3 protein-coding genes are annotated in these 3,113 nt (G+C 39.4%); all 3 read right to left on the bottom strand.

The window, feature by feature from the left end:
• On the bottom strand, positions 1 to 383 hold a 383-nt coding region (locus ACYVTD_RS11035), incomplete at its 3' end, for an Ig-like domain-containing domain (protein ID WP_461247822.1).
• Positions 380 to 1,807: an Ig-like domain-containing domain gene (locus ACYVTD_RS11030; RefSeq protein ID WP_461247821.1), complete on the bottom strand. Its 1,428-nt coding sequence runs from the start codon at positions 1,805 to 1,807 to the stop codon at positions 380 to 382. The genes ACYVTD_RS11035 and ACYVTD_RS11030, both read right to left, overlap by 4 nt.
• Positions 1,788 to 3,113 (bottom strand): efflux RND transporter periplasmic adaptor subunit (locus ACYVTD_RS11025; protein WP_461247820.1); only part of this gene is annotated, 1,326 nt, incomplete at its 5' end. The genes ACYVTD_RS11030 and ACYVTD_RS11025, both read right to left, overlap by 20 nt.

The raw sequence follows: 3,113 nt of genomic DNA, 5'->3' as shown, positions 1-3,113 counted from the left end.
TTATTAGGTCTTGTTGAAAAATAGCGGTTAAAAGGTTCGTCCATAGAAAGCCCTTTTGTGTCATGTGCTTCCGCCGAAAGCGTTATTGTGTAGTCGGTATTTATTTCTAAAGGAGCAAGCGGAGAAAATGTCATTTTTTTGTTATTCCAACTGAAAACTCCTTTTATTCGGTTCCCGTCTCCCGTTAATGAAAAATTTTTCTCTACGCTTGCTCTGTCAGGATCATGAGAAAAATCAAGAGAAATATTTATTTTTTTCGGTTCAGATTGATAACCGTTTCCCGGAGTACACGAGACAACTTCAAATAACGAAGTTCTTAAAATATCGCAGGAAATAAAAGAAAATATACTAAATAAAAAAAATGAAAAAAATTTGTTTTTCATTTAATTGCCTCCAGATAGAGAACTAAATCCTCTTTCATAAAAATTCCCGTATCAGAAGTTATTCCGCCCTTTCCTCCTGGAATTGTCAGTTTGTAGTAATGAGAAACATCATCGCCGGGTTTTAACCCTTCCCACTGAAGAAAAAGCCTGTCGTTGGAAATCCAGTGAATGTAACGTAAAGCCGATGGAGGTAATGTTCTTGGGAAAAATGGCGAAAGAGTTATTTTTTGTGGAGCATTTAATTTCTCTTCAAGACCGAACATTAGCGAAAAATAAATTGACAATGTTATTAATCCTGTTCCCTGATCAACATAAACAGGCAATATATTGTTCATTGTATAAAAACTTTCTATTTGTTGATCATTGCCAGCGGTAATAGACAAAACATTTAAATACGGAATATCAACTGAAAAGTTTATTCTGTACTCGCTGCCGATTTTTAAGCCTTCGCTGTCCCTTGTGTCGGCTGAAACAATCAATGTAAATGTTGTATCCGGTTCAGGGTCTTTTGTAAAAATATATACAATGCTGTTTTCAGATAACATTTCCGTTCTGCCGGTTAAAGAAGGCTCAAACCGCAGAGAACGAAGAACATTTTCACCCATTGGTTTGTTAAAAGAAACTGCGATACCTTGTCCTGATTGCAAACCAGTTTCAAGATTTACTCCAGTCGGATACCAACACCCGTCAGCAAAAAGTACGGGATACACATTTGTAACTTGAGGTAAAACTTGATCAAGGTCAGTTGTAAAATAATCCGAATATGACTTTGGTAAAGGAACTCCGTCAATACTTTTTGCCGATTCTTTTAAATTCCACCTGTACATTGTCCACGGCGAAAGAGATTTATCGGGAACAACTTTAAGCGTTTTGTCATTGTCCAACCATTCAAAAGTTTTATTTCCTATTCCGTCAATACTTAAGGCGGATTCTACAGTATGTTTGTCCATTGAACGTGAAAAAATAAATTCAAAAACCACAGACTTTGTTCCGATTGACGAACCGCCTGAAGGACTGTAACTTTCAAGAATAGGCGGAGAATTTTTATTAATCGCATAAAATGAAATAAAACGATCAATACGCATTTCTCTGCCGTCTACTGAATGAATTGTTCCAAAAATATTTAATGTATAACGTATTCCCGCAGTCCACCCTTGCACAGGCACAAAGTAAAGAGAGTTATTTTCCCAATGTTTGTCTCCTTTAACCGAACCAATGTCGGAGGTTATCTGCATAATTCCTTCTGTGTCATCTTTTTGCATTTCCGTATCAAACTTGAGTATCACGGGACTATATGCGTCGGGTAAAAGAGAATCAGAGCTATCCGGCTCTATTTCTACCCCAATCGGACGTAAATCCATAAATCCGCATGAAATAAAAATGACACATAACAAAAGAAGGATTTTATTCCATAATCGAAACATTTGTTCCCTCCCTTAAATCCGGGTCGGGACGCAAAACAACCAGTTCTCCGGCTTTTAATCCCGATGTTATTTCACATTCTTCCCCTATAGTTGTTCCGATATTTATTTTCCGTTCTGTTAATGATTTGCCGTTGACAATAAAAATACTGCCTTCGTCATTTTTACGGTTAAATATCGAAGATTCGGGAATAAAAATAGCGTTTCCCGGCGGTCCCAGATTTACCGTAACTCGTGTAAACATTCCCGGTTTTAATTTGGTATTGGAGTTTGTATTTTGAAGTAAAACACGCACAAGAAAACTTAAAGATTGACTGTCCGCTTGAGGATAAATTAAATCGACAACGCCGTTTCTTGTTTCGCCTGTTCCGTCTATCATTGCAAAGGCTTTCATTCCCTTTTCAATTCGCAAAGCGTCTTTTTCGCGCACCGGAAAAATTGCGTATAACGAGGCGGTATCAATAAGACTGATAATTTTATCCTGAAGCCGGACGCGCTCGCCTTCCTCAAGATAACGCGCACCGATAATTCCCCCAGCGGGACTTCTTATCGTAAGTTCCGCAAGCGCTATATTGGCGGATTTAAGTTCTTTTTCCGCCGCTTCAAGTCGGGCATTTGAGGCTTCAAGTTCCGCTTTTAAACTTGCTGTCATAAGCGAGACAAGCGCGGCTTGCCGTTCAATTTCGCCTAACGGAACATCAATACCCGCTTTAACAAGGTCTTGATCTCGACAGCCAATGCGTCTAATCTCAAGCTCTCTCTCCATTAATTGAATCTGCTCCCATTCGGTATCAAGAGTAAATCTGCTTACAAGGATAGCTTCCGTGTGAACGCCGCCAGCCTCAAAAAGCGTCTCTTGATTCAAATGTTTCCGCCTGTCTTCTTCCCACTTTTTTTTGGATAGGGCAAGTTCCGCATCCGCTTTTTCAAGGGTGAGAAGCTGAGCCTCAGCCTGAAAAATTCCTTCAAGAAGTCTTGAGTCGGCTAAATTCCGCGCCGCCAAAGCTTGCGAATAATTATTTTCCGCTCGTTCAACCGCTAAATTGATCTGCGGATTTTCAAGTTGTATTACAACTTGTCCCTGCCGCATATAATCGCCTTCGCGGAAATAAAGTTTTTTTATTACCGCTTCCTGCGGAGATGTAATGTCTACTTTTGTAAGAAAAGACAAACTTCCAAACCCGGACGCTTCATCGGGCTGTTCATGAATAACAGCGGGCGTTACTCGCACTTTTTTTGCTCCGTCGCCGATGTTTATATTTTTTGCGCAGGCATAACAAAAAAACAAATGGAGTATAAATATATTTCC

It is taken from the genome of Treponema sp. R6D11 (assembly GCF_054786075.1).
Note: the sequence above shows the minus strand (reverse complement) of the source record. Positions and strands in the feature narration are given on the sequence as shown.